Annotated in this window: 24 protein-coding genes and 1 pseudogene; 9 read left to right on the top strand and 16 right to left on the bottom strand. The window is 52.0% G+C overall.

Annotated features, from left to right (window positions below):
- Nucleotides 1-68 precede the first annotated feature (68 nt).
- Both EYB31_RS02635 and EYB31_RS02630 read left to right on the top strand, forming a co-directional pair.
- Nucleotides 69-710, top strand: coding sequence for an NAD(P)H-dependent oxidoreductase (locus tag EYB31_RS02635; RefSeq protein WP_131011725.1), 642 nt, complete (start codon nucleotides 69-71; stop codon nucleotides 708-710).
- Nucleotides 711-880: 170 nt separating this feature from the next.
- The gene (locus EYB31_RS02630) at nucleotides 881-1,462 is read left to right on the top strand and encodes an LOG family protein (RefSeq protein WP_131011724.1); all 582 of its coding nucleotides are present in this window, start codon (nucleotides 881-883) and stop codon (nucleotides 1,460-1,462) included.
- A 244-nt stretch (nucleotides 1,463-1,706) separates the two neighbouring features.
- Here the strand turns inward: EYB31_RS02630 and EYB31_RS02625 are convergent, their stop codons facing one another.
- Entirely contained in the window at nucleotides 1,707-2,921 is a 1,215-nt protein-coding gene (locus tag EYB31_RS02625) for an MFS transporter (protein WP_131011723.1), read from the bottom strand.
- A gap of 226 nt (nucleotides 2,922-3,147) precedes the next feature.
- Between EYB31_RS02625 and EYB31_RS02620 the strand changes: the two genes are divergently transcribed.
- A complete protein-coding gene (locus EYB31_RS02620) occupies nucleotides 3,148-3,726 on the top strand; it encodes a TetR/AcrR family transcriptional regulator (protein WP_131011722.1) in 579 nt (192 codons plus the stop codon).
- Between the two features lie 115 nt (nucleotides 3,727-3,841).
- Here the strand turns inward: EYB31_RS02620 and EYB31_RS02615 are convergent, their stop codons facing one another.
- Nucleotides 3,842-4,456 carry an SRPBCC domain-containing protein gene (locus tag EYB31_RS02615; RefSeq protein ID WP_131011721.1) on the bottom strand — a complete coding sequence of 205 codons (615 nt, stop codon included), beginning with the start codon at nucleotides 4,454-4,456 and terminating at the stop codon, nucleotides 3,842-3,844.
- Nucleotides 4,457-4,802: 346 nt separating this feature from the next.
- Between EYB31_RS02615 and EYB31_RS02610 the strand changes: the two are divergent.
- Nucleotides 4,803-5,614: pseudogene (locus EYB31_RS02610) on the top strand (Rpn family recombination-promoting nuclease/putative transposase).
- Between the two features lie 259 nt (nucleotides 5,615-5,873).
- Here EYB31_RS02610 and EYB31_RS02605 read toward each other — a convergent pair.
- Nucleotides 5,874-6,026, bottom strand: coding sequence for an SRPBCC family protein (locus EYB31_RS02605; protein WP_338119894.1), 153 nt, complete (start codon nucleotides 6,024-6,026; stop codon nucleotides 5,874-5,876).
- A gap of 30 nt (nucleotides 6,027-6,056) precedes the next feature.
- Here EYB31_RS02605 and EYB31_RS40805 point away from each other — a divergent pair, with 30 nt between their 5' ends.
- Both EYB31_RS40805 and EYB31_RS40800 read left to right on the top strand, forming a co-directional pair.
- Entirely contained in the window at nucleotides 6,057-6,287 is a 231-nt protein-coding gene (locus tag EYB31_RS40805; protein ID WP_240762021.1) for a nuclear transport factor 2 family protein, read from the top strand.
- A complete protein-coding gene (locus EYB31_RS40800; protein WP_240762020.1) occupies nucleotides 6,248-6,457 on the top strand; it encodes an ester cyclase in 210 nt (69 codons plus the stop codon). The genes EYB31_RS40805 and EYB31_RS40800 overlap by 40 nt, the downstream gene beginning before the upstream one ends.
- Nucleotides 6,458-6,565: 108 nt before the next feature.
- Here the strand turns inward: EYB31_RS40800 and EYB31_RS02595 are convergent, their stop codons facing one another.
- From EYB31_RS02595 to rpoN, 13 genes are all read right to left on the bottom strand, one after another.
- Nucleotides 6,566-7,273, bottom strand: coding sequence for an SDR family NAD(P)-dependent oxidoreductase (locus tag EYB31_RS02595; RefSeq protein WP_131011720.1), 708 nt, complete (start codon nucleotides 7,271-7,273; stop codon nucleotides 6,566-6,568).
- A complete protein-coding gene (locus EYB31_RS02590; RefSeq protein ID WP_131011719.1) occupies nucleotides 7,270-7,815 on the bottom strand; it encodes a DUF2179 domain-containing protein in 546 nt (181 codons plus the stop codon). Before EYB31_RS02590 ends, EYB31_RS02595 begins: the two co-directional genes overlap by 4 nt.
- A gap of 63 nt (nucleotides 7,816-7,878) precedes the next feature.
- Nucleotides 7,879-8,982, bottom strand: coding sequence for a Zn-dependent alcohol dehydrogenase (locus tag EYB31_RS02585; protein ID WP_240762055.1), 1,104 nt, complete (start codon nucleotides 8,980-8,982; stop codon nucleotides 7,879-7,881).
- A gap of 43 nt (nucleotides 8,983-9,025) precedes the next feature.
- On the bottom strand, nucleotides 9,026-10,513 hold the full coding sequence (locus tag EYB31_RS02580; RefSeq protein ID WP_131011717.1) for an aldehyde dehydrogenase family protein: 1,488 nt from the start codon (nucleotides 10,511-10,513) through the stop codon (nucleotides 9,026-9,028).
- Nucleotides 10,464-11,867, bottom strand: coding sequence for a lyase family protein (locus EYB31_RS02575; protein ID WP_131011716.1), 1,404 nt, complete (start codon nucleotides 11,865-11,867; stop codon nucleotides 10,464-10,466). Before EYB31_RS02575 ends, EYB31_RS02580 begins: the two co-directional genes overlap by 50 nt.
- Before the next feature lie 16 nt (nucleotides 11,868-11,883).
- A complete protein-coding gene (locus tag EYB31_RS02570; protein WP_131011715.1) occupies nucleotides 11,884-13,017 on the bottom strand; it encodes a mandelate racemase/muconate lactonizing enzyme family protein in 1,134 nt (377 codons plus the stop codon).
- Nucleotides 13,018-13,045: 28 nt separating this feature from the next.
- Entirely contained in the window at nucleotides 13,046-13,963 is a 918-nt protein-coding gene (locus tag EYB31_RS02565; protein WP_131011714.1) for an ABC transporter substrate-binding protein, read from the bottom strand.
- Nucleotides 13,964-14,006: 43 nt separating this feature from the next.
- The gene (locus EYB31_RS02560) at nucleotides 14,007-14,711 is read right to left on the bottom strand and encodes an ABC transporter permease (protein WP_131011713.1); all 705 of its coding nucleotides are present in this window, start codon (nucleotides 14,709-14,711) and stop codon (nucleotides 14,007-14,009) included.
- 18 nt (nucleotides 14,712-14,729) lie between these two features.
- On the bottom strand, nucleotides 14,730-15,860 hold the full coding sequence (locus EYB31_RS02555) for a betaine/proline/choline family ABC transporter ATP-binding protein (protein ID WP_131011712.1): 1,131 nt from the start codon (nucleotides 15,858-15,860) through the stop codon (nucleotides 14,730-14,732).
- A gap of 282 nt (nucleotides 15,861-16,142) precedes the next feature.
- Nucleotides 16,143-17,108: an ABC transporter substrate-binding protein gene (locus EYB31_RS02550; protein ID WP_131011711.1), complete on the bottom strand. Its 966-nt coding sequence runs from the start codon at nucleotides 17,106-17,108 to the stop codon at nucleotides 16,143-16,145.
- On the bottom strand, nucleotides 17,105-19,285 hold the full coding sequence (locus EYB31_RS02545; protein WP_131011710.1) for a PAS domain-containing sensor histidine kinase: 2,181 nt from the start codon (nucleotides 19,283-19,285) through the stop codon (nucleotides 17,105-17,107). The genes EYB31_RS02550 and EYB31_RS02545 overlap by 4 nt, the downstream gene beginning before the upstream one ends.
- A gap of 15 nt (nucleotides 19,286-19,300) precedes the next feature.
- A complete protein-coding gene (locus EYB31_RS02540) occupies nucleotides 19,301-20,722 on the bottom strand; it encodes a sigma-54-dependent transcriptional regulator (protein WP_131011709.1) in 1,422 nt (473 codons plus the stop codon).
- Between the two features lie 41 nt (nucleotides 20,723-20,763).
- Entirely contained in the window at nucleotides 20,764-22,077 is a 1,314-nt protein-coding gene (gene rpoN / locus EYB31_RS02535; RefSeq protein WP_165452167.1) for an RNA polymerase factor sigma-54, read from the bottom strand.
- A gap of 200 nt (nucleotides 22,078-22,277) precedes the next feature.
- Between rpoN and EYB31_RS02530 the strand changes: the two genes are divergently transcribed.
- The 3 genes from EYB31_RS02530 to EYB31_RS02520 all read left to right on the top strand — a co-directional run bounded on the left by EYB31_RS02530 (nucleotide 22,278) and on the right by EYB31_RS02520 (nucleotide 24,732).
- Nucleotides 22,278-23,213: a VOC family protein gene (locus EYB31_RS02530; protein WP_131012096.1), complete on the top strand. Its 936-nt coding sequence runs from the start codon at nucleotides 22,278-22,280 to the stop codon at nucleotides 23,211-23,213.
- A 182-nt stretch (nucleotides 23,214-23,395) separates the two neighbouring features.
- Complete coding sequence (locus tag EYB31_RS02525; RefSeq protein WP_131011707.1) at nucleotides 23,396-23,842, top strand: MarR family winged helix-turn-helix transcriptional regulator; 447 nt, start codon at nucleotides 23,396-23,398, stop codon at nucleotides 23,840-23,842.
- A gap of 65 nt (nucleotides 23,843-23,907) precedes the next feature.
- Nucleotides 23,908-24,732, top strand: coding sequence for an SDR family oxidoreductase (locus tag EYB31_RS02520; RefSeq protein ID WP_131011706.1), 825 nt, complete (start codon nucleotides 23,908-23,910; stop codon nucleotides 24,730-24,732).
- The last annotated feature ends 98 nt before the right edge of the window (nucleotides 24,733-24,830 follow it).

Below are 24,830 nucleotides of genomic sequence, written 5' to 3'. Positions count from 1 at the left end.
CCTGAGAACCGCCGCTTCGCTCAATTAAAGTTCCGTAAAATAAAATCGTAAAGGCAGGTAATCTCATTATGGCAACCGTTTTGTATATCACAGCCAATCCGAATGATCATGAAAAGTCCTACAGCATGGCGGTAGGGAACGAATTTGTACAAACATACCGCGCCGCAAACCCGTATGATGAAATCATACATCTGGATCTGTTCAAAATAAAAGTTCCGCAGCTGGACGGCGATATTTTTAGCAGTTGGGACAAACTGGCGGCAGGGGCTTCCTATGACCAATTGACCGATACGGAAAAAGCCAAATTAACCCGCATGAGCGAGCTGGTAGATCAGTTTATCGCCGCGGACAAATATGTATTTGTCACACCGATATGGAACTATTCATACCCGCCTGTCGTAAAAGCATACCTTGATTCCATCTGTATTGCGGGGAAAACGTTTAAATATTTGCCGGATATCGGAAGAGTTGGATTGCTGAACGGTAAAAAGACGGTTCACATTCAGGCCAGCGGCAGCGTATTGTCGCCCGGATCCGAATTTGCAGAACTCGAAATGGGACACCGTCACCTGAAAGCCATCATGGAATTTGTCGGCATAAGCGATATTACTGGTATTTTTGTTGAAGGCATGGCCGCGGCTCCCAGCGAAGCCCAATCGATCAAGGAAAAAGCGATCCAACAAGCGCAGGAAGCCGCTCTCCGCTTCTAACTTTCAACAATCGGCCGCCACATAAACTGTGGCGGCCGACCTTACATTTTCCAACGTACGAACAGATGCGACCTCACATTCAGTTTCACTACCGAATCCTTGCCATTTGTGATAAAGTGATATAACAAACATTTGTTCTCAAAAAAATCCAGATTGCGGGGGATATGTATATGAAACGAATCGCCGTATTTTGCGGCTCCAGTGAAGGAGCTTCTCCGATTTATAAAGAACATGCCAAGGCGCTTGGCCAAGCGCTTGCCGAACGCCGGATGGCATTGGTCTACGGTGGATCCAACGTAGGTCTGATGGGCGCAGTAGCCGATGCGGCACTGGAGGCAGGCGGTGAAGTCATCGGTGTGCTCCCTTATTTTCTGCAAAATCGCGAAATTGCGCATCAGGGGCTGACGGAGCTGATTATTGTCGATTCCATGCATGAGCGAAAAGCCAAAATGGCCGAGCTGGCAGATGCATTTATCGCCCTTCCCGGCGGACCGGGGACCATGGAGGAATACTTCGAAATATTTACATGGGGGCAGTTGGGTCTTCATCATAAGCCGATCGGGCTGCTAAACGTCAATCATTATTACGATCCGCTTGTATCGATGTTTGAAACGATGGAGCGGGAACAATTCATGCAGCCCAGGTACCGTTCGATGGTCATCACCGACACGACGGCCGCGGGTATCCTCGAGCAGTTTGCGAACTACCAGTCTCCTGCGGTCAAAACGTATCTTACCGCCGAGCGGACCTGAGGTAGGCGATCCTTCCTGTCGTATCGCTCGGTTCGCCTCTTCAACAAGACCAGCTCCTGCGCCTTGGATACGGCTTGCAACTGTTGTTTCCCCAAACCCTGCCTGCAGGTAAAAAAGTGCTACATTCGCTTGGAAACTCCTGTTTTCGAAAGAACGGGAAATATAGAACAAAACACGCCCGCCATCGGCGTGTTGTTGTTCCGTATCCGTTGGGCACCGCCCGATCGTATAAAACTTTGCGTTTTTACTCTCGATGCTCGGACGCTGACTTGGCTCTTTTTTCGGTAAAAAAGTAAACTAAAGCTAATAACGGTAGAACGGCTCCAATCAGCGACGTAAAGTTCCATCCGCCATAAACATAAGACCAGCCTCCTAAAGATGAACCTATGGCCCCGCCAATGAAAAATATCGACATAAACAATCCGTTTAAACGTCCCCTTGCCTCATTACCCAAGGAATAAATCGCACGTTGCCCCAGGACCAGATTTCCCGAAACGGCCATATCCAGCGTAATTGCAGCCAACACGAGCAATGCGAGGTCCGTTGCTGAATTATTTTGAAAAAAGTAAGTCAGCACAAAAGACAAGATGGCCAGCGTCATAGCCAGCCCCGTCAATAACCGGGTCCAGCCTTTATCCGCCAGTCTCCCGGCAATCGGCGCCGCAATCGCACCGCCCACACCGGCCAAAGCAAACAAAGCGATGCCTTGCTGGGACATTTTAAACATATCCGTCAAATACAAAGGTATTACGGTCCAGAAGAGGCTGAAAGCCCCAAATAAACATGCTTGGTACAACGCCCGGCGGCGCAATATCGGGGTATGCCTGTAAAGTTTCCCTAATGAAACAATTAATTCACGGTAGCTCGTTGTAGAAGCCGGTTTTCGCTGTTGCAGTATACGGGACAATAAGACCGCTAATATGGCAATAACAACGGCCGACATTGTAAATACGGCCCGCCACCCCCAAATGCTCGTAATAAAACTTGCCACAGGCCTGGCAAACATGATGCCTAACAAAAGCCCGCTCATCACATTCCCTACCACTTGTCCGCGCTGCTCTTCGGAAGCCAGGTAAGCGGCATAAGGCACAAGGATTTGGGCTACCACGGAACCGAGTCCAATAAGCAGCGATGCAGTCAGGAACACCGGTGCATTAGGCGCGGATGCAGCCGCAAGCAAAGCACCGACCACGACAATTAACCCGATTGCCGCAAGACGCCGGTTTTCAATCCTATCGCTGAGAGGCACGATAAAAAGCAGCCCTGCCACATAACCGATTTGAGTGATCGTGACAATAAAACCTGCCGCTGCGGAAGTAAGCCCCGTCGAGAGGCTGATCGGCCCTACCAAAGTTTGGGCATAATAAAGATTAGCTACGATAAGTCCGCATGCAGCTGCCAGCAAAAATACAATCCAGCTTGAAATCCGTTTTTCCTCCAACGTTTGATTCGTTTGCATAACAATCTCCTCCTATTTTTGGTACACACTTATAAAGCGATATGGATTACTTGGAATCCATAATAAATAATGAACGTACAGTTTATTAATTAATGGACTAATAATATACTGAACGTATAGTTTTGTAAATGGGTATTTTATTGTTTTCGAAAATTTAATATAATGAACGTATCGTATTTAAATTTTGTATCATTCGGAGTCATCCGATTTAAGGGAGAAAATTCAGATGAATGCCAAAAGAGGACGTCCACGAAATGTTGAAACGGAAAAAGCGATCCTTTCCGCTTCTTATGATTTATTGTTGGAGTGCGGTTTTGGAACGGTTACTGTAGAAAAAATCGCGGAACGTGCGGGGGTCAGTAAAGCGACGATCTATAAATGGTGGCCCAACAAAGCTGCCGTCGTGATGGACGGCTTCCTATCCGCCGCTACCGCAAGATTGCCCGTCCCTGACACGGGCTCTGTCCTTCAAGATATCCTTGACCATGTCAGGAATGTAACTCGGTTTATGTTAAGTCCGGATGGCAAAATTATTAAAGAGCTGATTGGCGAAGGGCAGTTTGATTCGGGATTGGCTGAGGCATACCGGACACGTTACTTTCAACCTCGGCGGCTTGAAGCCGGACAACTGCTGGCACGGGGAGTTCAGCGCGGGGAATTAAAAGAAGACCTAAATATTGAACTAAGCATCGATTTGATTTATGGGCCGATATTTTACAGATTGCTTGTACTAGGCGAACATATGGATGATGTTTACGTGGAACATCTAGTGAACTATTCATTTGCAGGGATACGTTCGAAGTAAATGGAGGGGAGTTGTGCGGCGATTCATGGAAACGGCCCCGGTATAATCGGTAAACCCTTTTGAATCTGCTGCCGCACGGTTCCAGAGGATAAAGGCGGACGATGTAGTAATTCGATTACTTATTGCCCGCCACCACATGATCTATGATATGATTCAGCATCTCATCCCAATGCCGCCGCATCATTTCCCTCATATAGACGTCTTCCAGCATTTCCTGGTGAATCGCGATTGTTGTCTTCCCCGTTTGCGTGGATAATACGTACATTTGCAGACGCGATGGTTTCTCCCATTCCTTGCGTTGCCAAGTCATGCGGAGCTTATGATAAGGCTCGACCACAGATAATGTCCCGGTGACCCCCTCTGCAGATGTAAATTCAAACCCCTTCTGCGCTTGAAAGGAAGCGACGTTCCCAATCCACCACCGCAAGCCTTGCGGCGAAACCAACCAGTTCCAGGCTTGTTCCTTGGTCAACGCCACCGTTTTACGAACCCCTATTTGGACGCCCGCATCTTTGGTAATGCCAGAAGGCAGACGACCCAGCAATTGACCGTATATGACAGCAAGCCATTCTCCCCACTCCTCCGTTGCTCCGTAAGTATCGCAAATATGATTTTTTATCTGCTCGTGGGACCATGTTGGATTTACGCTGTCCTGCAGTTTTGCTATCCATTTTTCCCAAGTTACTCCCGTGGCTTTTTTGAGTTCCTGCCTAAAAATAGTGCTTACCACTTTCATTCCCCCTATTCCAGCTTGTGTATCCATTATAAAACAAATCTATCCAGGCACTTCGAGGATCGATAGCTGCGGATTAACGGAAGTTCTTGTTGCGAAACTGCATATCGCTTCGGCGTATACAGTTTGATTCTACTGCAAAATCGCTGACAATTTCAGTCAGTGGATTTCTATCAGGCTACTTAATTTCCATGGGGTACAATAGGAACCGATTCATCCGAAAGATCATTTAGAATGCAGATTTCCCTTTTTTTAAGTGACCTTATCTGCTCTTGTGATGCGTAGTCTACAAAAATACACAGTCTGCATAGTATAATTAAGGAAAAATGGAATTTATTTCCTGATTCCGGATTTACTCGATCCCCGAAACGACTTTGTTTTCAAACGAATTTTTGGAAGTGAAGAAAATAAAGATGTGCTGCTCGCATTCTTGAATCGAACTTTTACGGAATCAGGTGAGCCGCCGCTGACGGAAATCATCCTGCTCAATCCCTATGCAGATAAAGACGCCCCGTTTGATAAACAATCCATTTTTGATATTTGGGCGAAAACCGTCGAAGGCAAGTTGCTTAATATTGAAATGCAGCTTTTTAATAAATATGATATTGAACCATCAATATTTTAAACTACTCATTTATTGAAAACGACCGCTACCATAATGTATTTCATCTTCGAGAAGATCAAACAGGCCTTGAGTTGTGTGATGATCTTGAAGTCCATTTCATGGAATTGGCTAAACTGGATGATCAAGCGCTTCCGATGAAAGGGGGCCTGATTAATTGGTTATTGTTCCTGAAGGGGGCCAACAAATCGAATTGGGAGGTGCTTCGAATGAATGAACCGCCACTGAAAAAAGCGATGGATACGCTGGAGTTCCTGAGCCAGGATAAGGAAGCCCGCCGCTTGTATGAGGAACGGCAAAAGTATTTGCACGATGAAGCTTCCATGATTGAATGGGCTACGGAAAAGGGGCTTAAAAGAGGGTTAGAAGAAGGCCGGGCAATAGGACAGGCAATAGGACGGACTGAGGGGGAACATGCCAAAGCCATTGAAATTGCCAAAAACATGCTTGCAATGGGAATCGAAATTCCAGTGATCGCCAAAGCTAGCGGATTATCCGAATCCGAAGTCAAAGCACTGAAGCCGATTCAATAATTCAGGTATCGATAAATCAAATCGCGGGTGCTTCAAAATGAATGAAGAGACTGCCAAACAAACGCCGCGGCGGAACATAGCAACCGCTTTGCTCTTTTCAAACAAGGGCAGAGCAGTTGCTTTTTTTATCGAGTAAACCGATGTTTATATCACCTTATGGGAGCGGCTGCATATCTCGTCAAAATTAGCGTTATCGTTTCTATGATGGAGTAATTTACAACCCCTGAGCTTCGGTATCCCTGCTCAATCATCATCCCGTTTATTCGGATGCATCGCCAGCAAGTGTCCCACCGGTCTCAAGCAGCATCTTCGTGCCCGAAAGCACGATCGGCAGTCCGTTTTCAAGAATTTTTGCAGTGTGAAAGCCTGGTTCAAATTCATCATGCACAACCGTTACGTCAAAACGGTTCATTCATCCAAAAGGATAAGGAGATGCTTGAATATGAAAACGATGGAACAGCGTAATGTGGAAACGGTTAATGAATTTATCCAGGTATTTTGGAATCGAAGCGAGTTGGATTGTGTGGATCGGTTTCTGTCAGACGATTACCAGGAGCTGGCTTATCAGTCCAAGGAAGGCTTGAAAAAATTCGCCTCAACGATCTGGACGCATTTCCCGATAAACGCTACACGGTGGAAGAAATTATCGGTCAAGGGGACAAAGTGCTTGTGAAAATGAACGTGAAAGGCAGCCATCAAGGTATGTTTTTTGGAACCGCACCTACCGGCAATTGCATCGATGTCATCCTATACAGGCAATACCGTTTAGCGGAGGGCAAAATTGCCGAACACCGCGGGTGGATTGATATGGTGACCATGTGGCATCAAATTCGGGGCAATTGACCCGACGATGACTTGATACATCAACGCTGGCTAACCTCGACAGATCGGCTTAGTATTAAGGGGAACCGCAAAAACGGCTCCCCTTTTTATACATTTGACCCGGACGCATTACCAAGGCAGGATTCCGGCGCCCGCTTCGACGAATTGACCGGAATTGTGGGGACCTGCCGTCCGGCACCATTCGAATATTCGCTCGGCGGCTTCGCCCGGCGTTAAATTAGCGTCATGTGAGGCGCAGCCGGCGAGTATTTTACCGGGATGTACGGCGCTCACATGAACGCCTCTTTCACTTAGCTCCTGATGCAAACAAAGCGTCAGCATATTTTGCGCGGCTTTGGCCATCCGGTACGAATACGTGAAACCTCCGTGATTAAACTCGCCGGCCGCCGTCTTGGTCAAAGACGCCAAACGCGACGAAATATTGATGATTCTCGGACGAGCCGACCGTTCCAGCATCGGCAAAGCGCCCTGAACGGTGCGAATGATGCCCAAACCGTGCACATTAAACAGCTCTCCGACTTCGTTTGTGGTGACTTGCTCCAAGCCGTCGGCGGTGCCGGAAATTCCCGCGTTGTTGATCAAAAGATCAAGCGATTCGGCTTGTCCGCTTAAAGCCCCGTTTATCACAGCCGTGCAATTATCGTCGGCGACATCCGCCATAATCGGGCGGCAGTCCGGCATTTCGCGAAGCAGCGCTTCTGCGGCAGCGGACGACCGGACGACCGGGAACACCCGGTAGCTGCGGGCATAAAACAGCCGGGCTAGTTCCAGCCCCAATCCGCGGCTCGCTCCGGTGATGCATACGGTTTCGTTCATAAGCTGGTCTCCTTGCTGATTCCGGGCGGCTTGCCCGGCACTTTGCTCAAAAATCCGCCCCGATAATATTTGGCCTCGTAAGAGACGATAAAAACACTTGGGTCCAGCTTTACGATTTCCCGGTAAAGCCCGGACTGTTTTTTGCGCGGAATAATAATGGAAAAAACAAGGCTTTCCCCATGGATACCCTCGGCATGCCAGATCGTCAGCCCGTAACCTTTGGCTCTCAGCTCCTGGGCAAGTTCCAAACCGCCGTGCTTCAGGAAAATTTGGACGTTGGCATAACCAAGCGCCAGCCGTTCTTCGATGTGAATGCCGATCAGAATGCCTAATCCGTAACCAAGGCAGTAGACGATCAGACTGGCGGGTTGGTCGAGATGGTCCAATACGAGCTTAAACCCAATTACATAAACCATAATATCGATCGAGCTGAGGAAGGCAGCCATGTAGCGGTAGCCTTTCAGCGTAAAAATTTGGCGAACGGTTAAACAGGATACGTACACAATTTGAATGACGAGAATGGTCGCCAACGTTGGCCACATGACGGTTCGCCCCCCAGCAGCGAAACGGGAGAAGCCGGCTGAAGCCGAATCCCCCGTGTTGCGTTACAGCACAATGACACTTCGTCCCACATTGACACAATTGCAGTCGTGGAACGAATCGAATGCGCGATTGATGTCTTCAAGCGGGATTTGCTCAAGCACAAGCTCGTCCAACATCAGCTTGCCGTCCAGATAAAGCTGTGCAAGAGCCGCAATATCCCGCAGCGGATGAATGTCGCCATAGAAGCTGCCTTTAAGCGTTTTACCGACGCGGTGGAAGCCGCCCGCCGGAAGGCTCAGCTGCTTCTGCGGATGATACGCTCCGACGACAACCGTCGTGCCGCCCTTCCGTGTCGCCTGCCAGGCGCTGCTGCCCGCATTCGTATTGCCCGAAGCATCGATCGCAAATTGTACCCCGTAGCCGCCGGTCAGCTCTTTTAACGCCTCGACCGTATCCTGCTCCGCCACATTGACTGTATGTGTCGCTCCGTAAGCTCTGGCCAGCTCAAGGTTTTTCGGCTTCACGTCGCACGCGATGATCTTCGAAGCCCCTGCGATTCGCGCTCCTTGGATCGCGTTGATGCCAACGCCGCCGATCCCAAAGATGGCTACCGACGAGCCGGGTGTCACCTTCGCCGCATTAACCGCAGCGCCGTAGCCGGTCGCTACGCCGCAGCCCAGCAGCGAGGCTTGAACAAGCGGCATCTCGTCCGGCAGCTTGACGCAGGACCGCTCGGCAACCACCGTATATTCGGCGAACGTGGAGAGCAGGGAGTAATGGTACATTTGTTGTCCTCCCTGGCTCAGCCTGGATGTACCGTCCAGTAAAGTCCCGTTAAACATCGGTCCGAAAGCGGACTCGCAAAGATGCACCTGCCCTTGCTCGCAGAACGGACACACTCCGCAAAACGGCACCCAGCTCAGCGCCACTTTATCGCCCGGACGTACATGGCGAACATTCGGGCCGACCTCGACTACGATACCCGCGCCCTCATGGCCCAAAATGGACGGTGTTGGCGTAGATTCATCCATCAGACTGTTTAAATCGCTGTGGCAGACGCCGGACGCCTCCACTTTCACCAGCACCTCGCCAGGCCCCGGCGGCGCCAGTTGCACTCGCTCAATCGTAAGCGGCTTGCCTACTTCTCTCATTACTGCAGCTTTCATGTCCACCGTGCATTCTCCCGTTCTCTCTATAATGTAAAACTGGTTAAATTTTTACCCAGATCGATTTCACTTTGGTGTACGACTCAAGTGAGTGGATCGCGTATTCCTTGCCCCAGCCGCTCTGCTTTGCTCCTCCGAACGGACTTGCAAAATCGTAGCAGCCATACTTGTTGACGAACACCATGCCGGCCTCCAAGCGGTTCGCCACCCGATGGGCGCGCGACACATCGTTTGTCCAAACACCGGCCGCAAGCCCGTATATCGAGTCGTTAGCCAGCCGGACCGCCTCCTCTTCGTCCTTAAACGGAATGACGACAAGCACCGGACCGAAAATTTCCTCTTGCGCGATGCGCATATCGTTTGAGACGTCGGCGAAAATCGTCGGCCGCACATAATAGCCGTCGCCGTTTGTTCCTTCCGTATCGCGCCGGCCGCCGGCCGCAACGCGGGCTCCCTCCTGTACGCCAATCTCGATATAACGCAAAATGCTCTCCATATGCGCCTTCGTGCATTGCGCCCCTTGGTCGCTGGACGGATCGAAGGGATCGCCGCACACGTAGCTGTCCGCAAGCCGGGCCAGCCGCTCTACGAACGTATCGTAAATGCTTTCCTGCACAAGCAGGCGGGTCGGAGCCGAACACTTCTCCCCTTTGTGCGTGAACAAACCGTAGAAGGAGCGCTCGACGGCAAAATCCAGGTCCGGAACGTCGGCGAACACAATATTCGGCGATTTCCCGCCCAATTCAAGCGTAACCGTCTTCAGGTTGGAGTCGGCCGAATCGTGGACAAGCTGCTTGCCGACCCCGGTGCTGCCGGTAAAGGACACTTTATGCACGTCCATATGTTTCGTAATCGCCGTACCGATGCTGCCGCTGCCCAATATAAGGTTGATCGTACCAGGGGGCAGAATGGCCTCTTCGTGCAAAATTTCAAATAAGCGGATCGCCGACAGCGAAGTCGCGCTGGATGGCTTAAGCACGACCGTATTGCCCATCGCCAGTGCGGGCGCAAGTTTCCAGCAGGCCATGAGCAGCGGGAAATTCCACGGTACGATCTGACCGCATACCCCGACCGGCTCCCGGGTCGTGTAACTCAGATAAGATCCTTCTACCGGGCAGGTGTCTCCATAAAACTTATCGGTCCACCCCGCGTAATAATCGAAAATATCGGCGCATTCCGGAACATCGTCCTCAAACGATTCCTTGTACAACTTGCCGTTGTCAAGCGATTCCAATGTCGCGAGTTCGGCGTGATGGCTGCGGATCGCATCAGCGATCCGGTGCAGCACCTTAGCCCGCTCCTTGCGGCTCATTTCCTTCCATGGGCCGGTCCGGAACGCACTATTCGCAGCCGCCACGGCCGCGTCCACGTCTTCCTTGGCCGCTCCATGAAAAGCGCCGATCGTCCGTCCGTTGGCCGGATTGACCGTTTCCAGCGCCGCTCCGCCGCCCTCGATCCATTCCCCGTTGATATAAAGCTTCTTAGTTGTCTTCAGCCATTCGTTCGCCCAATCCAGACACGCCTGCTCCATCTCGTTCTCCTCCTTGTTTTAGCCATGTTTTGGGGTCTTTGCCCTGCTGCTTCGCTTCTTTTAACAAGCTAGATACGGCCGCGTAGCCGTATATTTCCTTCATCTCGACAACAAGCGGAATGAGGCTGCCGGCGTAAGCCTCACAGCGCTCCCGGTTGACCGTCACACTGCTGAAGCATTTTTCCGCAAACTGACGGACCGCTGCTTCAAGCATCTGCACCGCTTCAAGAATGTTAATGCCAGCAGCCGGCTCCCATACGTTCAGATTCAATTCGCCGTGCTCCGCAGCCGCCTGCACCACTCGGTCGCAGCCCATCACCTGAAAACAGCACTGGATCAGCGTCTCGGCCACAACCGGATTCACCTTGCCCGGGAAAAAGGAGGAGCCTGCCTGCACCGAAGGCAGGATAAGCTCGGCAAATCCGGCTTCGGGACCGGACGAAAGCAGCCGGAAGTCTTTGGCTACTTTCAGCAGCGCTTGCGCCAGCAAAGCGAGCTGAGCGGACACTTCCGCCAAATCGTCCGGATTCTGCGCCGCATCGTACAGACTCTCGCGCCAGACGTAGCTTTCGCCTGTCACCGCCCGCAGCTTCTCCATAACCATCCGGCGGTACGCCTCCGGCGCTCCAAGGCCGGAGCCGATGACCGTTCCGCCCAGATTTACTTTCTGCAGCTTTCCGAACGCATTGTCGAGGGCGCCGATTCTTCTGGCGAACAAGGCGGCATAGCCGCCAAACGTATCGCCGTAGGAGACGGGCATGCCGTCCTGCAAACACGTGCGGGCGATCGTCCGCACCTCCGCGAATTCGGCCGCTTTCATTTTCGCCAGCCCGTGCAGCCCGTCCAGCTCCTGCTTTAGTCCGGCCCATGCCCCGACAAGTGTCATGCGCATCGCCGTGTGGCAGACATCGGATGTCGATTGCGACATATTGACATGTTCCACCGGGTGAAGCGGCTCGTTATCTCCCAGCTTATGTCCGGCCGATACGTTGCCGATATTGGCGATGACCTCGTTTATGTTCATATTGATGCCGATCCCGCCGCCGCCATGCAGCACGTCGACCGGAAACTGGTCGGCGTACTCGCCTCCGGCCAATGAGTCGCAGGCAGTGGCGATCAGATGCGCCCTGTCCCCATCCAGCTCGCCCGCCTCCAGATTGGCGAGGGCCGCCGCTTTTTTGACCAGCGCCAACGAGCGGATGTAACCCGGGTAACTGCCCAACTGACGCCTAGAGAAGGACAGATTGCGGCAAGTGCGCAGAGTATTGATGCCGTAATACGCTTCCATGGGAACGGCGAGCTCCCCGATCATATCCCGCTCCAGCCGGAACGGTCCGGATGATTGGTCCGTCATAGGTCCCTCCGCCTTTTTAGTCGGTGCCCCAGATGTAGGCGTTTTTGATCTCGTATTTCTCCAGCATTTCCGGATCCAGCTCAAAGCCAAGACCCGGCTTGTCCGACAAAACGAGGCAGCCGTCGCGGTCGACCATCACTTTTTCCTGCTGTACGAAATCGCGGCGTTCCGGTGTCCAGGTCGGCGGATCGTAAGGGAATTCGAAGTACGGACACGTGCTTAGTCCGCAGCTCAAATGAAGATTCGCCAGAAAACCGATGCCGTTGCTCCAGCTGTGCGGTGTAAACCAATGGCCGCCCATCTGCACCATGTCGGCGATTTTGCGTATTTGCGTAATGCCGCCCGTTAAGGCCACATCGGGCTGGTATACGTCAAGTGAGCCGTGCCGGTACATTTCCCGGAAATCGTGCCATTCCCGGTTCATTTCTCCGCCGGCAATGCGGATGCCGGCTTTTTGACGAAGTGCGGCCATGCCGGCGAAATCATGGGACGGCAGCGGTTCCTCGAGCCAAACGACACCCAGCTGCTCCAGCTCATTGGCGACCTGATACGCCATCTTGACGTCCCATGTGCGCTCCACATCCCATGGCATTTTCCAGCCTTGATTCGCATCGACCATAATGTCCAGTTTGTCGCCGACCGCCCGGCGCACCGCTTCTACTACCTTGATGTCCTGACGAGGATCCTTGTGGTGGAAGCGGATCTTCATCGCCTTAAATCCCCGCTCGACAAAAGCTTCCGCGCGTTCGGCTCTGACTTCCGGAGTAACGAGCTCGCCCGTCGACGCATATGCGACGATCCGGTCGCTGCGCCCGCCAAGCAGCTTATATACCGGCATGCCGGTTTTTTTGCCCATCAAATCCCACAAAGCCAAATCGAGCGGCCAGCAGCGGCCGTAATGGAAATCGATATTGTCGATGAGCTGCGCATGGCGTTCGATTGCAAACGGGTCTTGCCCGATAAACAGATGCTCGTGTCCGGCAAAACCTGTCATCAAATCGCCGGAGCCGATGCCGGTAATGCCTTCGTCCGTATGCACGTAAACAAGCGTCGTACCGAATTTTTTGCGTGGTGTCGGGTCCCACGACGCATGAAACGGCGGGTCCAGCGGAATCATATATTGTTTGATTTCGATCGATGTGATTTTCAACGGTATCTCTCCCTTGTAGTGGTCGCGTTTACTTGATCAGTCCGGCTTTGGTCAAAAACTGCTTGGCCACTTCCGCCGTCGGTTTCTTGTCCATATCAACCATGGCGTTGAGCTCGGACATCGTTTTGTCGTCAAGCTTGTCGGCCAGTTGGTTTAATACGTCCGCAATGTCGGGGTATTTGGCAATCAGTGACTTCGGCACAATCGGAGCCGCATAATACGGCGGGAAATATTGCTTGTCATCCTTCAGCGACTTGAGCTTCAAGGCCGGAATGCGGCCGTCCGTCGCGTAAGCGACCAGCACGTCAATCTTGCCTTCGGAAAGCGCGGAGAATGCAAGCGAAATGTCCATTTCCTTGAAATCCTTGAACTTCATGCCGTATTTCTCCGTCAGCCCCTTGTAACCGTCGACGCGAGCGTAAAAGGCGGCGTCCATGCCGATCACCATATCTTTGGAGTGAGCCACCAGATCGGAGAACGTGTTGAGGTTCAGCGACTTGGCCTTGTCCTCCTTCACAATCAACGTAAACGTATTGTTCATGCCAAGCGGCTTCAGCCACTCGAAGCCATACTGCTTCTGGTAACCTTCGTTTGTTTTCTGGAATACGGAATCGGGCGTGTCGTCGGGCTGCAGCGTATTTTTCAACACATTGATATAACCGGTGCCGCTGTAATCGACAAACACCTGCACCCCGCCGTCCTTCATGCCTTGGTTCAGCACGGCGGAAGCGGCGTAACCTCCTTCTTTGATCGTCACCTGGTGTTTCGTTTTGTTTTGCAGCAGCTGACCCATGATTTGCGCGAGCACGTATTGCTCGGTGAAGTTTTTGCTGGCGACTACGACTTTCGTTGAATTGTCCCCGGCGCCCGCCGCAGGTTTGTCTTTCCCGCCGCAAGCGGTCAGCAGGAGTGCAAAGCAGGCAAGCAGTATGAACCATTTTTTCATGTCAGACCCTCCCAAAATGTTTGGTATTTCGCATTTACACTGTTTAAGCGGCTTTGGCCGCTTTGTCTTTGACGTCCCGGGCAGTCGCTTGCGGAAGCGGATTGCGGTTGCGGGTAGCGCGCGCTTCGAGTTTCTTCAGAAGCACCTCCACCACGATGGCGAGCAGCGCCGCCGGAATTGCGCCGGACAACACCAGCTCCGGACGCATCAGCGTGACGCCGCGGAAAATGATTTGACCGAGACCGCCAGCGCCGATAAACGCCGCGATTGTTGTGATCCCGATCGTCCAAATCGTCGCCGTACGGATTCCCGCCATAATCACCGGCAATGCCAGCGGGAGCTCGATCATCCGTAAAATTTGCCAGTTCGTCATGCCCATCCCCCGTCCGGCGTCCACCGTAGCCGGATTCACTTCCACAATGCCGGTGTATACGTTTCTGACGATAGGGGCCAGCGCGTACAAAACAAGCGCGATAATCGTCGGCTTCACGCCGATCCCTACAAGCGGCATCAGAAATCCGAACAAAGCTATGCTTGGTATCGTCTGGAACATGCCGGTAAATCCGATGATTCCGTCCGCCACCTTGCGGTAGCGGGTCAAACAGATGCCCAGCGGTACGGCGAGCACAATCGCGATCAGCATCGACAGCATCGAGATGTAAACATGCTGCCACAAGCCGGTGAGAATCATATCCGGCTGATCAACGATGACGTGCCATACCTCTTTCCACAAATTTTGCTCCTGCATGCGAACACTCCTTTCTCCTTATGCGTTCATCTTGACAAGCTCGCGCAAAATACTGCCCGGTGTGACCAGGCCGACAACTTTCCCCTGCTTCATGACCGGAAGACCGCTGGCGTTGGAATCGAGCAGCTTGGCTGAAGCCTCCCGCCAATTTGAATCAGCTTCCACACAAAACTCGGAAGGCTGCAAAATGTGACGGACCGTCTCGCCTCCTCGATGTGCGTTGCGTTCCAGCTCCGCCAGCGAAATCACGCCGGTCACGGTCTGATCGCCGTCGTATACAAGATAGGTGTCTTCCGCCGAACCGCGGGCCACCGTCAAAGCGTCGGCGATGCGGTGCTCAGCGTACAATCTTACAACCGGCCGGATCATGATGGTTTCGACTACCTGCGATAAACCGCCGAGACCCGGCGCTTGCGCGCCAGCGCCAAGCCGCTTCTCTCCGATGAATCCCCTTACAAATGCATTTGCCGGATTTTGCAAAATGGCTTTCGGCGAATCGTATTGCACGAGTTGACCGCCGTTCATGATCGCGATCCGGTCGGCGATTTTCAACGCCTCGTCGATGTCGTGGGTCACAAACACAATCGTCTTATGAATTTCTTTTTGCAGCTTCACCAGTTCCTCTTGCAGCTGCTCCCGGGAGATCGGATCAAGCGCGCTGAACGGCTCGTCCATCAGGATAACGGGAGGTTCGGCGGCCAATGCGCGAATCACTCCGATTCTTTGCTGCTGCCCTCCGCTTAATTCGGACGGATAACGGTTGCGGAACACTTTCGGGTCCAGCCCGACCATATGCATCAGTTCATCGATGCGATCGGAGTATTGCTGCTCCTTCCAGCCTTTCAGTTTCGGCACAAGACCGATGTTTTTGCCGATTGTCAGATGGGGCAGAAGCCCGATCTGCTGAATGACATATCCGATCCCCCTTCTGAGTTCAACCGGATTCATCTTGGATATCTCTTGACCGTCGATCCTAATGGTGCCGGAGGACGGCTCAATTAAGCGGTTGATCATCCGCAGTGTCGTCGTTTTTCCGCAGCCGCTCGGACCGATCAGGGCGACAAGCTCCCCCTTGCCGATCTGCATGTTCAATTCGCTCAAAACTTGAACGGCTCCGTACCCTTTGTTGATATTGTCGAAACGGATCATTGTGCATCTCACCTCCATGTTGGTTATACCTATACATATAGCAAATGCCGTGCCAATGTTTTTGAAGCCGTTTTCAGCGAAATTAGGCGGCGGTTGTGTATTTTTTCTACAGATGAACTGTGTCATTTTTCTACAGTGCGTTTTTTTGCTACAAATCCGCTGCAAATCCGGACAAAAGAAAAAAGCCCTCTCGCGCAAAACATCAAACGCGAAAGGACTTTCACTTTCAATTGGTCTGAAAACGGTTTTGCCGGGAAAGACCGTTCCCGGACGCATACCGCTTTAATTACCGCTGCTGCGGATCAGGCCCGCTTCGACCAAATATTGTCTGGCCAGCTCGGTGACATCTTCGTGCTGAACGTCCGCCCTATACAGAAACGCCATAAATTTATCATGTTCAATCGTGCCGGTAAGCCTATTCAGCAGCGGCTCAATTTGCGGGTTTTGCTTCAGGCTCGCGGCAGTCACGACCGGAGCAGGATTGTACGGGGGAAAATAATGGAGGTCATCCTCCAGCTCCACAAGCCCGTAAGGGATAATACGGCCGTCCGAGGCGAACCCGACCGCAGCCTGTACGCGCGCTTCCTTCACCGCTTGGGCGAACAGCTTAGTCTCCGATACGATGATGTTTTCCCGCGGAATGGTAAACCCGTATTTTTGCTGAAACGGCTCGATCCCGTCGCCGCGAATGAGGAATTCGCTGTTCGTCGCAATATGAAGCTGCTTGCCTTTGGCATACGCGCTTAGATCACTGATCGTCCGGATGCCGTATTGCTCGGCCAGTTCCTTTTTGATCAGCATCGTCCACGAGCTGTTGATAGCCGGAGTCATCTGCAGCCACCGCAGGCCAACCTTCTCGTCCTGCTCAGCTACGGTTCGGAACGCTTCCTCGGCATCGGGAATACCGGGCTGCTGCTGGTAATAAATCCGCGCCGTATTGGGGTATTCCCAATACTGGTCGATTACGCCCGCCTCCAGCGCCGAGCGGATATTCGTGCTTCCTTTAAAAATAATTTCTTTTACCGCAAAGCCGTTTTCCCTCAGCCAAATTCCGGTCATTTTCATCAGCAAATACTGCTCCGTAAACGATTTGGACCCAATCGTCACGGCGGGCTTCACTACAGGAGACGGATCCTCCACCAACGTTCCTTTCTCCTTATTCCACGGCCCAAACGGGTTCAGCAAAGCCAGCAAGGCCAGCTCCAAGACGATAACCACCGTCAGAAAGGTCACGAGTTTGCCGTTCATGGCGAATCCTCTCCTTCCGGCAATGTCTGCGGGAACGTACACCGCATCGTTGTGCCTTTTCCGGCTTGGCTTTGAATATGCAGCTCTCCGCCATGCTCAAGCATAATGTCCCGAGCGATGGTAAGACCGAGCCCGGAGCCCTGCTCCTTGGTGGAAAAAAACGGGTTGAACAGCCATTCCATCGCTTGCTCCGATATGCCGATTCCGGTATCCGTAATCTCGGCGGCCAGCGAACCGGCCGTCCCTTCTTCCGCTTTCGCCGAAATACGGATGGTCAGCATCCCTCCGTCCGGCATCGCTTCAATGCTGTTGATCATCAGGTTGAGAAACATCTGCATCAGCAAGTTGTATTTCCCGGCAACCATGAAACCCGGCTCCTCGTATTGCCTGACCGTCACGACACCGGCATCGCGCAGCTTGATCTTAAGAAGATGCAGCGCTTCGTCCAACAGCTTGTCCAGCGGCACGAGCTGTACCTGTTCCCCGTTCATTTTGGAAAATGATAAAAATTGATTGACGATTCCGTTCATACGCCGAACGACCCGGTGTATGTCGTTGACCAGATCGTCCACACTATCCCCGCGAGGCTGCTCGTCCACCTCTTCTTTCAGCAGCTCGGAGGCACCGGACAAAATGGCCAGCGGATTTTTAATTTCATGGGCGATCCCGGTACTGATCTGGCCGATCAAGGCGAGTTTTTCGCTTTGCTTGGCATGTTCTTCGAGCAGCTTCCATTGGGTGATATCCTGTAACACCGCAATGGTGCCGATCCTGCCGCCCTGTACGTTAAAAATAGCCGAGGCGGCCAGCTTGACCATCCGCCGGTTTCCGCGCGCATCGGTGATGGAGGTTTCGCTATCCCGGACGTCCCCCCAGTCTTCGTTCACACGCAGCAAATCGATGCCGGCTTCGTTAGCCTGAAGCGGAATGTCCGACCAGAGCTTGCCGATAACCGAGTCGACGGCGTAACCCGTAATCCGTTCAAACTGCCGGTTGACATGCGATACCGCACCTTCATTATCGACAGTGATGATCGCATAAGGGATCCCTTCGATCACATCGCGCAAGTACCGCTCGTTATCCTCGACCATCTTCTGTTTGTCGCGCAAGCTGTCCGCCATCGAGACCATCGTTTGGCCCAAAATCGCCAGCTCGTCCTGCGATTTGCTGACCGCGGGAAGCCTCGAAGCCGTGGAGCCGTTTCGCTCGATGCTTCGCGCAAACTTGGTCAGCTGCACGATCGGCTGGAGCAGCTTTTGCGCTCCGATGCCAATGAACAGCACCGTCAGCACCAGAATGATCAGAAAAGTTCCGGTCAATGCGCCGGACAAGTCGGTCATCGGTTTAAAAGCATGCCGGTTCGGGACGCCGAAGACAAGTCCCCACCCGTCCCACATCGTTTTGTAAGCCATAATGCTGGACTCGCCGTGGTAGACACCCTTCATGGAGCCGGACGTGTACCGGGCCAGCGCAATGGCGGCCGGATACGCCGAGAAATCTGCTCCGATATCGGAAGGAGAAGAGGCGGCAATCACTTGTCCGGCACGGTCCAAAATAAACCCGAAGCCGCTTGTCGATACGCTGCTAGCACTCAGCACCTCGGATAAATGATCCTGGCTGATCTCAGCAGTCAGCATGCCAAGAAACTGTTCCCGGCTGTCGAGCACCGGAAATGAGACAACAACAACTTTCTGGCCCGAGGCGTTTACGACAAGATCGGAGACGGCATAGTTTTTACTCCACCGAACGATATCGAAGTTGGGCAGCTGCTGGTCATGGTAATCGGACCGAACGGCAAACGGGGCTTCGAACAATATCCGTTTATTGGCATCAACCATGGCGATCGCTTGAATCATCGAGCTGCTGGCAATGGTTAGCTTGGCGCGGTCGTACATGTTTTGGGGTTTCACAACGACACCTTCATCGACCTCGGCGATCAGCCTCAGTTGCAGCACCGCATCGGATATTTCCGCGTTGAATCGCTTGACAAGCGCGTCGGCGCTCAGCGCGTTTTTCCGGACGATATCTTCTTCCACGACCCGGTGAGTGTAATTCAAGATGAGATTATAAATGACCAGCACCGGAATAATAATCACAATGGAATAAATGATCAAATATTTTATCTTGATGCTGCGAAAGATGGAATCGACCGGATGCAAAGGAAGTCTGAACGCCATAGTTTCGGTCCGCTCCTATCTCATTTTTTTCATCTTGTAAATTAGCGTATGCCGGGAAATGCCAAGCAAATCGGCCGCGCGGGTCTGGTTGCCGCCTACTTGTTCCAGCGCCTTCGCGATCATTCCCTCCTCAATCTCCTCCAGTGCCTTCTGCAAGTTCATATCCCCATCTGTACGTTTCTCCGCCGCAACTCCACTCTGTTCCCGCCCCCCGGGAAATATCAGCGTGCCGGACACGTCATTCAGCCGGACAACCCCGCTTGAAACGATATGCAGCCGCTCCAGCGTATTAAGAAGCTCGCGGATATTGCCCGGCCACTCGCGCGCGGCCAACGCTTCGACGGTATCGTCGGAGAGCGACACCGTCTTGCCGTACTTCTCGTTCAGCTTGCGGATGTACCGGACGATCATAGGCGGAATGTCTTCCAGCCGTTCGCGCAGCGGCGGCACTTCAAGCTCCACCAAATTCAGGCGGTAATACAGATCCTGCCGAAACCGCCCTTCCTGAACCAGTTTCCTGATTTCTTTGTTAGTTGCGGTAATGATGCGCACGTCCACGCTGCGGTAGGAGTTGCTGCCGAGCTTCATAAATGTTTTTTCCTCGATAATATGCAGCAGCTTGGCTTGCATGGCCAGCGGCATCTCGCCGATCTCGTCCAAAAAGATCGTGCCGCCGTCGGCGGCTTCGAATTTGCCGGCGCGCGTCTCCGTCGCCCCCGTAAAAGCCCCCTTCTGATAGCCGAACAGCTCGCTTTCAAGCAAGGAATCGGGAATTGCCGCGCAGTTGATCGATACGAAAGGTTTGTCCTTACGGCGGCTGTGCTCGTGAATCCATTTGGACAACGCCGTCTTCCCTACTCCGCTTTCCCCGAGGATGAGAATCGAAGCGTCCGTTTCTTTCACCTTATGGAGCAGCTTACGGATTTGTTTCATTTTCCCGCTTTCGAATACGAGGTCTTCGTGGTCGCTCGCCGAGGCGAGCTGCTCCTTAAGCTCGCGGTTCTCCAGCTGCAGCCGTTTGCTTTCGCACGCTTTGCCGACGATATCTTTGATCAGCTCCAGCTCGCTTGGCTTATTTAAGTAATCGAAAGCGCCCAGCCTCATCGCGTGGACCGCATTTTCCACATTGCCGTAAGCCGTCAGCATGATAACTTCGATGTGGGGAAACTCACTTTTGATTTGCTGCAAAATTTGAATGCCGGTCAGATCGGGAAGCATGTAGTCGAGAATGACGACATCGATATCTTCCTTCTCCATCATCTGCAAGGCGGCTTGCCCTGACACCGCCTCAAACGTGCGATAGCCGGATTTTTGCAATTTTCGGGAAATGATGCGGCACAAGCTTTCCTCGTCATCCACCGTCAAAACCCCGAAGGAATGCGCCATAATGATCAGCCTCCAGCCTTTAGGAAGTAAATTTTTTATATTAATATTCATGTATTTTCCACCCTGCAGCGCGGCCGCATACAACCGTGATGTTACTTGCTCGCGCGCAGACGCGAAGATAAGATGCGGGCCTCTTCACGGTATTTCATGACCGTTCTGCGTGAGATATGCAGCCCCTCTTGCACCAGTAGGTCGGTGAGCTGCTGATCGGAGAGCGGTTTGCGTTTATCCTCTTCCTCCACAAGTTTTCGGATTCTCGACTTGATGTGTTCCGCCGAGGCCGTATCTCCGTCTGCTGTCGCCAGCCCCGCGCTGAAAAAAGCTTTTAATTCAACCGTACCGTGCGGTGTTCTCACGTATTTATTTTGAATGGCGCGGCTTACCGTCGACTCATGAACCTGCAGCTTTGCTGCAATCGTTTTCAAATTCATCGGTTTAAGACCGGGCGAACCGATATCCAAATAGGCCATCTGCTCTTCGGCAATCGCTTCAACCACGCGCATAAACGTACGCTGCCTTTGCTCGAGACTGTGGATCAGCCATTCCGCCGCTTGAGCATGCTGCTTCGCATACGCCGCCGTCTCCTTGGAACCGCTTTCCAAGCAAAGCCGCTGCATGCTGCGGTTTACGGACACCTGCGGAAGCCGGCCATCGATCGGGGCGCACACATAACGATCTCCGAGCTTCCGGATCACCGCATCCGGTTTTACCACAAGCGGGTTAGTCTTCTGGTAAGCCAGACCGGGGCGCGGATTCAGCGTTCGGATATAAGCAAACGATTGCTTTACCTGCTCCTGCGTAATGTCCAAAAGCTGAGCCGCCGTCTTCCACTGGCCGGCTCCCAGTTCCTTCAAGCAGCGAGTGACCAGCGCTTCCGCCCACGGATCGGCCTGTTCGTCCCGCCGGATCTGGATGCATAACGACTCCTGCAGCGACCTGGCGGCGATTCCGGCCGGCTCCAATGCTTGCAGCGCCTGAAGCGCTTCCGCCGCTTCGCGCACCTCTGCGTTAAAGAAGGCCGCCGTCTCCTCCAGCGTGATGTCCAGGTAACCGTTTTCGTCTATGTTGCCCGCCAAATATGCTGCCATCGTATAGCGGCGATCTGTGACGCCGCTCAGCCGCAGCTGGCTGAGAAGCATCGATTCCAGCGTCTCGGATTCCGCCGCCGCCTCAGGCGGCGATCCGGCTGCACCGCCGAACGCATCGTGTCTGGCGCGTCCTCTCGTCCCTCGTCTAGGAGCATCGGACCAGACCACCTCCAGCAGCGGATTTTCCGCCGATTGTTCCTGCACGTAGCTCACCAATTCCGCAGAGGAAAGCTGCAGGACATGCATCGACTGCAATAGCCGCGGAGTCACCGTTACGCTTAATTGTTGGCGCAATGCCGGTTCTTGTTGTAGCTTCATTGTGCTCACCCACCGTTGGATTGTAGAATTATTATACAGTATAGCGGGCTTTCCGTTCAAAACAGATTTTAACAACGCTCCGGGCAGATGGATGCGGCCAACAATTTTGGTTAAAATACAGCAATTGATAAGAAACATAAAATCAATCCTTGTATTACAATCAAAGCGAGAACCTTACCATAAAAAGGGAGGCAAATTTTATGAGTGACGCCTATAGCGGTTATGGATTAACCCAGCTCATCACCCCGCACCTGTGGTTCGACAAGGAAGCAAAAGAAGCCGCGGAGTTCTATTGCTCTGTATTCCCAAACTCCAAAATCACAAGCACAAGAACCTTAAACAATACCCCTTCGGGTAACTGCGATGTCGTTTCGTTTAACGTTTGGGATCATCCTTTTATGGCTATTTCTGCGGGACCGTACTTTAAGATCAATCCTTCCATCTCGTTTACCGTTCATTTCGATCCGTCCCGTGAACCCAATGCAAAAGAAAAGTTAGACGAAGTGTGGAATACGTTGTCCTTAGGCGGCATCGCGCTTATGCCTCTCGACAAATACCCGTTCAGCGAATGGTATGGCTGGATCCAGGACAAGTACGGTGTCTCATGGCAGCTCATCTTGACAAATCCGGAAGGGGAGCCGCGGCCAACGATTGTTCCTTCCCTGCTGTTCGTAGGCGATAACTGCGGAAAAGCGGAAGAAGCGCGTGAGTTCTATCTTTCGGTCTTTCAACATACCCAACCCGGTGTCCTTTATCGCTATGGCCCCGGCCAAGAACCAAATACCGAGGAAACCGTTATGTTTACCGACTTTATGCTGGAGAACACCTGGTTTACGGCAATGGACAGCGCTCTGAATCATCCATTCAGCTTCAACGAGGCGGTTTCCTTCATGGTCATCTGCGAAACCCAGGAGCAAATTGATTACTACTGGGAGAAACTTTCGGCCATACCCGAAGCCGAGCAGTGCGGCTGGCTTAAAGATAAATATGGTCTTTCGTGGCAAATCTCCCCCTGCATACTCGACGAGATGATGGCTAAGGGCACGACGGAACAACGCGATCGTGTCGCGCAGGTGTTTTTAAAGATGAAAAAGTTTGATATTGCGGCATTACATAAAGCTTCTCAAGGGGAATGAACTTGCAATAACTGGGGGTACGGATCAAGTGATCTGATAAGGTCGATTCAGAGCTAATATTGCTCCTGAATTCGGCCTTTTGGCTTTCATTAAAGCCTGATTTAATTTGACAATTCGCCTGAGTTTTAGTATTTTGAATTTAGTTAAGTGCTTAACTATACACAAAATGTGTGGTGACTTTTATGAAAGACCTGCAACAATACGTACTTGATTTACCGCTGTATAACATTGCCTTCTTCACGCTGGTGGAAACAACGGCCAAACTAGTCGAGGTTTCGGAGAAATATTGGCAATCCCAAGGTCTAAATGGAGCAAGAATACGAATCATGGTAGAAATAATGAAGGAAGGAGGCACCATACTTCCATCAACGCTCGCCCAAAAAATCGGGGTAACCAAATCAAATATCAGTCTGCTGCTCACCCCTTTGGAAAATGAAGGTTTCATCCGCCGCGCCCCTCATCCCGATGACGGCAGGAAATGGGTCATTTCAATTACTAATGAAGGTCAGGATCTCTTGACGCGATGTTTGCCCGGCAATCGGCAAGTAATTAAGGAAAAAATGCAAGCGCTGGAAGATCAGGAACTGAATCAACTCCTATTTTTATTAAATAAACTAAAAAGGGCATAACAGCGTATTTCCGCCTATTTAGTTAAGCCCTTAACTAACTATATTTCATGAAGGGATGACCTCTCATGTCTATTGCAATCACAGGCGCCAACGGCAAGTTAGGCAGTTTAATCATCAAACAGCTCCTTCAAAAATCCCCGCAGGAGCAAATCATTGCTTGCGTTCGCCGTCTTGAATCCGGAAAGTCGTATGAAGAGCAGGGAATTTCCGTCCGGCTTTGCGATTACGATCAGCCCGAATCCCTTGAGCAAGCATTCGCAGGTGTCTCCCAGTTGCTGATGATCTCAAGCTCGCATCACGATGATACGATCCGTTTACGCCAACATGCCCATGTCATTGAAGCTGCGAAAAAATCGAAAGTGGAACATATTTTTTATACCAGCTTTGCTTTCCTTGAAAATGGATCAAGCTCGCCCGTTTGGCTGCATCTGGCTACGGAATATGCGATTCGTACCGCGGGAATCCCTTTTACTTTTCTTCGGAATGCGTTGTATACCGATTTTGTAGAAGTTCTCGATCTCCATGCCGCTATCAAAAAAGGCCGGCTCGACATTGCTCCTGGAGATTGGAAGTTTCATTCGGTGACCCGTTTCGATCTCGCTGCAGCGATTGCAGCCGTACTTACCGGACACGGCCACAAGAACAAAGCCTATGAGCTTACGGCATCCCGCACATGGACTTTTGTAGATTTAGCTGCCGCCCTTTCCAGTCTGTCGGGCAAATCTATCTCCGTGCATCAAAACCCCGAGATTCAACATTGGATTTATAGATTCATAAGCAAGATCGATGTTTCCTCTTTATCAGATGATCTGGAAAAGTTACTGGGGCGTCCGGTCATGCCTTTGACTGAAAGCATAAAGACACTAATATCTTCCGCCAGACAGGACTGATTGGAACCTTCATTATTCTCCCCCTATATTTATTTGGAGCCGAGGGAATCCCCCTGGCTCCAACGCCAACGACGGTCCGGCCTCTTAATGGAGTTTTG

Origin of the sequence: Paenibacillus thalictri (genome assembly GCF_004307995.1) — a bacterium.
Lineage (GTDB): Bacteria > Bacillota > Bacilli > Paenibacillales > NBRC-103111 > Paenibacillus_AF > Paenibacillus_AF thalictri.
This window is presented reverse-complemented; position numbering and strand designations above follow the sequence as displayed.

Coding starts and splice junctions, on each gene's coding strand:
- EYB31_RS02635 (WP_131011725.1), top strand. CDS start 69: ATGGCAACCGTTTTGTATATCACAGCCAATCCGAATGATCATGAAAAG.
- EYB31_RS02630 (WP_131011724.1), top strand. CDS start 881: ATGAAACGAATCGCCGTATTTTGCGGCTCCAGTGAAGGAGCTTCTCCG.
- EYB31_RS02625 (WP_131011723.1), bottom strand. CDS start 2,921: ATGCAAACGAATCAAACGTTGGAGGAAAAACGGATTTCAAGCTGGATT.
- EYB31_RS02620 (WP_131011722.1), top strand. CDS start 3,148: ATGAATGCCAAAAGAGGACGTCCACGAAATGTTGAAACGGAAAAAGCG.
- EYB31_RS02605 (WP_338119894.1), bottom strand. CDS start 6,026: ATGAACCGTTTTGACGTAACGGTTGTGCATGATGAATTTGAACCAGGC.
- EYB31_RS40805 (WP_240762021.1), top strand. CDS start 6,057: ATGAAAACGATGGAACAGCGTAATGTGGAAACGGTTAATGAATTTATC.
- EYB31_RS02595 (WP_131011720.1), bottom strand. CDS start 7,273: ATGAACGAAACCGTATGCATCACCGGAGCGAGCCGCGGATTGGGGCTG.
- EYB31_RS02590 (WP_131011719.1), bottom strand. CDS start 7,815: ATGTGGCCAACGTTGGCGACCATTCTCGTCATTCAAATTGTGTACGTA.
- EYB31_RS02585 (WP_240762055.1), bottom strand. CDS start 8,982: ATGAAAGCTGCAGTAATGAGAGAAGTAGGCAAGCCGCTTACGATTGAG.
- EYB31_RS02580 (WP_131011717.1), bottom strand. CDS start 10,513: ATGGAGCAGGCGTGTCTGGATTGGGCGAACGAATGGCTGAAGACAACT.
- EYB31_RS02575 (WP_131011716.1), bottom strand. CDS start 11,867: ATGACGGACCAATCATCCGGACCGTTCCGGCTGGAGCGGGATATGATC.
- EYB31_RS02565 (WP_131011714.1), bottom strand. CDS start 13,963: ATGAAAAAATGGTTCATACTGCTTGCCTGCTTTGCACTCCTGCTGACC.
- EYB31_RS02560 (WP_131011713.1), bottom strand. CDS start 14,711: ATGCAGGAGCAAAATTTGTGGAAAGAGGTATGGCACGTCATCGTTGAT.
- EYB31_RS02555 (WP_131011712.1), bottom strand. CDS start 15,860: ATGATCCGTTTCGACAATATCAACAAAGGGTACGGAGCCGTTCAAGTT.
- EYB31_RS02550 (WP_131011711.1), bottom strand. CDS start 17,108: ATGAACGGCAAACTCGTGACCTTTCTGACGGTGGTTATCGTCTTGGAG.
- EYB31_RS02545 (WP_131011710.1), bottom strand. CDS start 19,285: ATGGCGTTCAGACTTCCTTTGCATCCGGTCGATTCCATCTTTCGCAGC.
- EYB31_RS02540 (WP_131011709.1), bottom strand. CDS start 20,722: ATGAATATTAATATAAAAAATTTACTTCCTAAAGGCTGGAGGCTGATC.
- rpoN (WP_165452167.1), bottom strand. CDS start 22,077: ATGAAGCTACAACAAGAACCGGCATTGCGCCAACAATTAAGCGTAACG.
- EYB31_RS02530 (WP_131012096.1), top strand. CDS start 22,278: ATGAGTGACGCCTATAGCGGTTATGGATTAACCCAGCTCATCACCCCG.
- EYB31_RS02525 (WP_131011707.1), top strand. CDS start 23,396: ATGAAAGACCTGCAACAATACGTACTTGATTTACCGCTGTATAACATT.
- EYB31_RS02520 (WP_131011706.1), top strand. CDS start 23,908: ATGTCTATTGCAATCACAGGCGCCAACGGCAAGTTAGGCAGTTTAATC.